This window comes from Synechococcus sp. BO 8801 (assembly GCF_002252675.1).
GTDB lineage: Bacteria > Cyanobacteriota > Cyanobacteriia > PCC-6307 > Cyanobiaceae > Cyanobium.
Map to the genome: position 1 here is coordinate 1 of NZ_NQKY01000042.1, position 5,727 is coordinate 5,727.

Genomic DNA, 5,727 nt, shown 5'->3' on the forward strand with positions numbered 1-5,727 from the left:
ATGGGCCCCGGGCCTGGGAGAGGGCAGGATGCAGGCATGCTGCAGCCCCAACCCCTGCCGATGGTTCTGTCGTGACATGGCGTCGTCGCTTTCGTCCTTGCTCCTGTCGCTGAGCAGGATCAGACGTTGATCTGCGCCAGGCTGGTGATCGCCTCGAAGGGACCGGGATCCTGTTCCGGGTTGTCCTCGCGCCGGCTGAAGCGTGTCGCCATCCCGCCGGCTCGGGCGGCTTCCAGCTCGGCCCTGACATCACTCACAAAGAGAATCGCCCCGGGCTCCAGACCCATGGCGGCAGCAATGGCCCGGTAGCTGGCGGCATCTCCCTTGGTCCCGGTGCTTGTATCGAACCAGTGGCTGAACAGGCCGCTCAGATCGCCGGCGTTGCTGTGGCGGTAGAGGAGCTTCTGGGCCTTCACCGATCCTGAGGAGTAGACGGCCAGCTCCAGCCCTGCCCGCCGCCAGGCCCGCAAGGCGGGGGCCACATCGTCGAAGATGGGGCAGCGCAGTTCGCCGCTCGCATACCCCTGGTCCCAGATCAGGCCCTGCAGCTCCTTCAGGGCCGGCAACTTGCGGTCCTGATCGATCAGTTCCTGAAGGAACCGGACTCTCCTGAGGTGGCTGACTGTTTCGCCTTGGTTGCTGTCGTTTCCTGTGGCTGCCATGGCCGCATCGATGGCTTCGATCAGCGGGGCCAGTGCCGGCTCATCGGACGCCGCCCGCAGAAAGCCATCGAGCCGCTCACGGGCGTAGGGGAAGAGCACCTGGCTCACGAAGGGCACCGGGCAGGTGGTGCCTTCAATGTCGAGCAGCACGGCCCGGATTCCGCTGGCCTTGGGATGCCGCTGGCCCACGGCCTCGAGCAGCAGCCGGCGCCAGCGCTGCTCCAGCAGCCACTCCAGGATCTCCAGGTGTCGCCGGGCTTCGGCGAGGTCGCGCCCCCAGGCGTAGAGACCATGGCCGCCGATCAGCAGGCCGTGGGGAGCGTCCACGAGCAGCGGGCCGGCGGCGGCACTGAGCCGCGCCAGGTCCTGGTCGTTGGCCAGCACCGGCAGTGTTACCCGGTGGCAATGACTGTCGATGCCCGCCAGTCCCTTGAGCATTTCCAGGCCCTGCAGCGGCAGGGATCCCGCGTCCGTCCCCTCCCCCAGGCACCAGTCGGAGAGCAGGGTGGCCGCGTGGGAATGGGTGTGCAGCACGGCGCCCGCGCCGGTGCGGGCCACGATTTCCAGATGCAGCAGGGTCTCGGCGCTGGCCCGACCCTCGCCCGCCATCACCTGCCCATGGGCGTCCACCTGGATCAGGGCCTCCGGGGCGACCGTGCCCTTGTCGACGCCGCTGGGGGCCATCAGCAGAACCAGGGGGTCGCGCGAGAGAACGCAACTGAAATTGCCGCCGGTGCCGTCGCACCAACCGCGGGCGTGGACGGCCGCCATGGTCTGGCTGAGCTGTTCGGCGAGGGCGCTGGTCACGCGGGCTTGGGAACGAAGGGAATGGCTGGCGAACGAAGCGATGACGGGGACGCGCCCCTGGTCAGCTCTGGCAGCAGGGGCACCAGTGGCTGCTTCGCCCCCCCAGCTTCTCGCGCAGGATCACCGTGCCGCAACGGCGGCAGGTTGACCCGCCGCGGCGATACACCCAGGCCTGGCCGCCGTAGTTGCCATTGGTGCCCTGCAGGTCCCGGAAATCACTGAAGGTGGTGCCACCGGCGCCGATGCTGGTCTCGAGCACCTCCACCAGGGACAGGCGCAGCCGCTCCAGGCGGCTCAGCGGCAGACGGCCGCTGGGCGTCTGGGGCAGGATCCCGGCGGCGAACAGGGATTCATCGGCGTAGATGTTGCCCACCCCCGCCACCAACGACTGATCGAGCAGGGCGTTCTTGATCGGCCGGCGTGAGCCCTTGAGCCGCTGCAGCAGGTAGGCCCCGCTGAACGCCGCCGCGAAGGGTTCGGGCCCCAGACGCCGAAGACCGCCCATCACCTCCTCGTCGGCCACCCCGGGCGGCACCCACCACATCTGGCCGAAGCTGCGGGTGTCGACGAAGCGCAGTTCCTCGCCTCCCTTGCTCCAGACCCGCACCCGGGTGTGGGGGCAGGGGGGACGGTCCTCGGCCAGCCAGAGAAACTGGCCGGTCATGCGCAGGTGAACGCCCCAGCGGCCCGCGGGGCTGCCGTCCGGGGCTTCGAGATCGGCCAGGAGGTACTTGCCGCGGCGATGCCACCGGCCCACGCAAAGGCCCCGAAGAGCCCTGCAGAAATCGGCAGGGTCTTCGGGGCTGGCGATGGCGCGGGCTCGGAGCACCTCAACGCGGTCGATGACGAGACCGGACGTCTGGTGTTCAAGCCCCCGGCGTACGGTTTCGACCTCCGGGAGCTCGGGCATGCCCGGGATCGTAGGGCCGGGCGTGGAGGGCCGGGAGCGACGCTCAGGCCTTGACGAGCTCGCTCTCGGCGAAGTTGTTGGTGTTGATGCCGCCGTCGGAACCGCTGTAGCCGTTGTAGTTCACCTTCTCGAAGCGAACGACGACCGGGTAGCGGATGCCGGAGGTGTCCACGGACGCCACGGTGCCCACTTCGTTGTACCAGTAGGACTCGGGACGCTTGATCCGTACTTTGTCGCCGCGGGAGATGGCCATCGCTGGGCTGGAAGGTCGGGTGGTCTGCGGAGCGACACTACCGGCGATCAGGGGCCCGTGCCCGGGCGATGTCACGGTTCGTTGCCGGCCCCGTGGCAGCATCCCCGCACCCACCGCCGGCCCCGCCGATGGTCCCGTCCATGGCCCTGCCCGAGGCCCCCCAGCTGCGCCTGGATCTGCCTGATCCGGAGAGCGACACCCTCAGCACGATGGAGTTCCTGGCCCGGCTGGAGGAGGCCTGGGCTGTCTGCGACCGTTTCGACCTGCAGACCGAAATCTGGCGGGGACGGATCCTGCGTTCGGTGCGCGACCGGGAACGCCGGGGCGGCGAGGGCCGCGGTACCGGCTTCCTGCAGTGGCTGCGGGAGCGGGAGATCAGCAAGACCCGGGCCTACACCCTGATTCAGCTGGCGGAGTCGGCCGACGGCCTGGTGGGCGAGGGCCTGCTGGAGGAGGCCAGTGTCAACAACTTCTCCAAGCGGGCCTTCCTGGAGACGGCCCAGGCGGACCCGGAGGTCCAGCTGATGATCAGCGAGGCGGCCAATGAGGGCCAGCAGATCACCCGCAAGCAGGTGCGACGGCTCACAGACGAGTTCACCGCCGCCACCAGCCCCCTGCTGCCGGAGGAGATCCGCCAGCGCACCGCCGACAACCTGCTGCCTCCCCGGGCCGTGGCGCCCCTGGTGCGGGAACTGGCCAAGCTGCCCGAGGAGCAGCAGGACGACCTGCGTCGTGTGCTGCGGGATGAACCGGAGCTGGAGCGGGTCAAGGATGTGACCCTCACGGCCCGCTGGCTCAGCAAGGCGGCCGATGCGGGCCTGGCGGTGCGGGCCTTCCAGCAGGGGAACCTCGACCTGGAGAAGGCCCTGCAGGAGGCCCAGCGCCTCGATGCCCTCGGCCTCCTGGCCGATGCCGTCGGCCAGGCCCAGGCCCTGGAGAGCGCCGTGCTCAAGCTCCACACCAGCTGGCGCCGGCTGGGGGGCCTGCAGGAGCGGCTCTGGGTGGAGAGCGGCAGCAGCACGCCCCATCTGCGGGAGCTGCTCACCGTGCTGCAGAGCCTCAGCGGCACCACCATGCGGGTGTCCCTGGGGGAACTGGCCGGGGGCAAGCGGGTGCGCCTCCAGCTGGTGGAGGAGTCCCCCGACCAGCTGGAGCCGCCCCCGCTGCACTGATGCGGCGCCCCCCACATCTGGTGGGAGCTAGGGTCTGGCGGTACCAGCGGTGGAGTGAGCTTGGGGGCCGATCCCCTCACCGAGAGCCTGCAGCGCCATTTCGGCTGGGAGAGCTTCCGGCCCGGTCAGCGGCCGGTGGTGGAGGCCCTGCTCGCCGGCCGCGACTGCCTGGCGGTGCTGCCGACCGGTGCCGGCAAGTCGCTCTGCTTCCAGCTTCCCGCCCTGGTGCGGGACGGCCTTGTGGTGGTGATCTCCCCCCTGGTGGCCCTGATGCAGGACCAGGTGAGCCAGCTGCAGGCCCGCGGTATCCCGGCGGCCTGCCTGCACCGGGGCCTGGATCCGGGGCAGCGCCGCCAGCTGCAGCAGCGCCTGGCGGCCAACCGGCTGCGCCTGCTCTACCTGGCCCCCGAACGGGCCCAGGCGGAGGCCACCCGCCAGCTGCTCGACGAGGCCCTGGAGACCGGCCGGCTGGTGGCCCTGGCGGTGGATGAGGCCCACTGCATCAGCGCCTGGGGCCATGATTTCCGCCCCGACTACCGGCGCCTGGGCCAGCTGCGGGCGCTGTGCCCGGGCGTGCCGCTGGTGGCCCTCAGCGCCACCGCCGCCCCCCAGGTGCGGGCCGACATCATCCGTCTGCTGCAGCTGCGGCGACCCCTGGTGCAGGTGCGATCGGCCCGCCGCGGCAACCTCGCCTACACGATGCGGCGGCGCCCCGCTGATCCCCTGACGGAGGTGGTGGCGGCGATCGGCGAGGCCCGTGGGGCGGTGCTGATCTATGCCCGCACCCGTCGCTCGGTGGAGCAGTGGGCCGCGCGCCTGACGGCGGCCGGGGTGGAGGCGATCGCCTACCACGCCGGCATGGACCCCGAGAGCCGCCAGCTGGCCCTGCGCCATTTCCAGGAGCATCCCGCCCCGGTGCTCGTGGCCACCGTCGCCTTCGGCATGGGGGTCGACCGGCCCGACGTCGGGCTGGTGCTGCACCTCGACCTGCCCGCCAGCGCCGAGGGCTACCTGCAGGAATCCGGGCGGGCCGGCCGCGACGGGCTGCCCGCCCGTTGCCTGGTGCTCTTCGATCCGGCCGATCGCACCAGCCTGGGCTGGGCCATGCGCTCCGCCGGCCAGCAACTGCCCCCCGACCAGCGGCTGCTGGAGCGCCACCGGCTCGAACTGGCCCAGCAGCAGCTGCGGCGCATCGAGGCGGTGGCCGAAGGGGAGGGCTGCCGGGAGCAGGCCCTGCTCCTGGCCGTGGGGGAGATCTCCCCTCCCTGTGGCCGCTGCGACAACTGCCTCTCGGCCCGGTCCAGCAACGACTGGGCCCCGCAGGCCGCCGTGCTGCTCTCTGCCCTGGAGGACCGCAGCGGCCGCGACCTGCGCAGCCTGGCCGAGGACCTGGCCGGTGCCCACGGGCAGGAGGAACCCTCCTGGGCCTGGCTGGCCCGCCGGCTGGTGCAGGAGGAACTGATCAGCGAGAGCGATGACGGGGCCCAGCGCCTGTACCTGCGCCCGGTGGGCCGGAGTTACCTGCGGGATCCCTGGCCCCTGCGCTGGTCGGCCTGAAGCGTCAGCCCCAGGCCGCCGCTCAGCTGCGGGCCTTGCAGAGGTCGGAGACCAGCTGCTGCTCGAAGTCGGCCTGGGGGTCGTCCCAGCTCTTCCACTGCCCGGCCTGGCTGGTGGCATTGAGCTTGCGGGCGCTGCAGTTGACGGCCAGATAGAGGGATTCCCCCTGGGAATTGAGGGTGGGGGCCACCATGCTGCCGCCCATCGGCTGCCAGTTGGCCCAGTCCACCTGCAGGGGGCCGTAATTGCGCCAGTCCGGCTTGCCGGGGGTGGCGGTGCTGGCGGGCCGGGGGGCGGCCGCCACCGTGGCGGGCTGGGGTCGGGGCGTTGGTGCCGGGGTGGCCCGGGCGACGCTGGGGGCGGGGC

General features: G+C 71.3%; 6 protein-coding genes. 2 read left to right on the forward strand and 4 right to left on the reverse strand.

What is annotated here, in order from left to right; genetic code table 11:
- Window positions 1-119: 119 nt before the first annotated feature.
- The 3 genes from mtnC to CJZ86_RS16340 form a co-directional block, all read right to left on the reverse strand.
- Complete coding sequence (gene mtnC / locus CJZ86_RS17665; protein WP_353615235.1) at window positions 120-1,469, reverse strand: acireductone synthase; 1,350 nt, start codon at window positions 1,467-1,469, stop codon at window positions 120-122.
- A 61-nt stretch (window positions 1,470-1,530) separates the two neighbouring features.
- Complete coding sequence (locus tag CJZ86_RS16335) at window positions 1,531-2,379, reverse strand: DNA-formamidopyrimidine glycosylase (RefSeq protein ID WP_094587463.1); 849 nt, start codon at window positions 2,377-2,379, stop codon at window positions 1,531-1,533.
- Window positions 2,380-2,422: 43 nt separating this feature from the next.
- Complete coding sequence (locus CJZ86_RS16340; RefSeq protein WP_094587464.1) at window positions 2,423-2,632, reverse strand: photosystem I reaction center subunit IV; 210 nt, start codon at window positions 2,630-2,632, stop codon at window positions 2,423-2,425.
- A 128-nt stretch (window positions 2,633-2,760) separates the two neighbouring features.
- Between CJZ86_RS16340 and CJZ86_RS16345 the strand changes: the two genes are divergently transcribed.
- On the forward strand, window positions 2,761-3,804 hold the full coding sequence (locus tag CJZ86_RS16345; protein ID WP_198960173.1) for a hypothetical protein: 1,044 nt from the start codon (window positions 2,761-2,763) through the stop codon (window positions 3,802-3,804).
- Between the two features lie 60 nt (window positions 3,805-3,864).
- Window positions 3,865-5,361: a RecQ family ATP-dependent DNA helicase gene (locus CJZ86_RS16350; protein ID WP_094587465.1), complete on the forward strand. Its 1,497-nt coding sequence runs from the start codon at window positions 3,865-3,867 to the stop codon at window positions 5,359-5,361.
- A gap of 22 nt (window positions 5,362-5,383) precedes the next feature.
- Here the strand turns inward: CJZ86_RS16350 and CJZ86_RS16355 are convergent.
- The coding region (locus CJZ86_RS16355) for a DUF8654 domain-containing protein (RefSeq protein ID WP_502690444.1) at window positions 5,384-5,727 on the reverse strand (344 nt) is incomplete at its 5' end.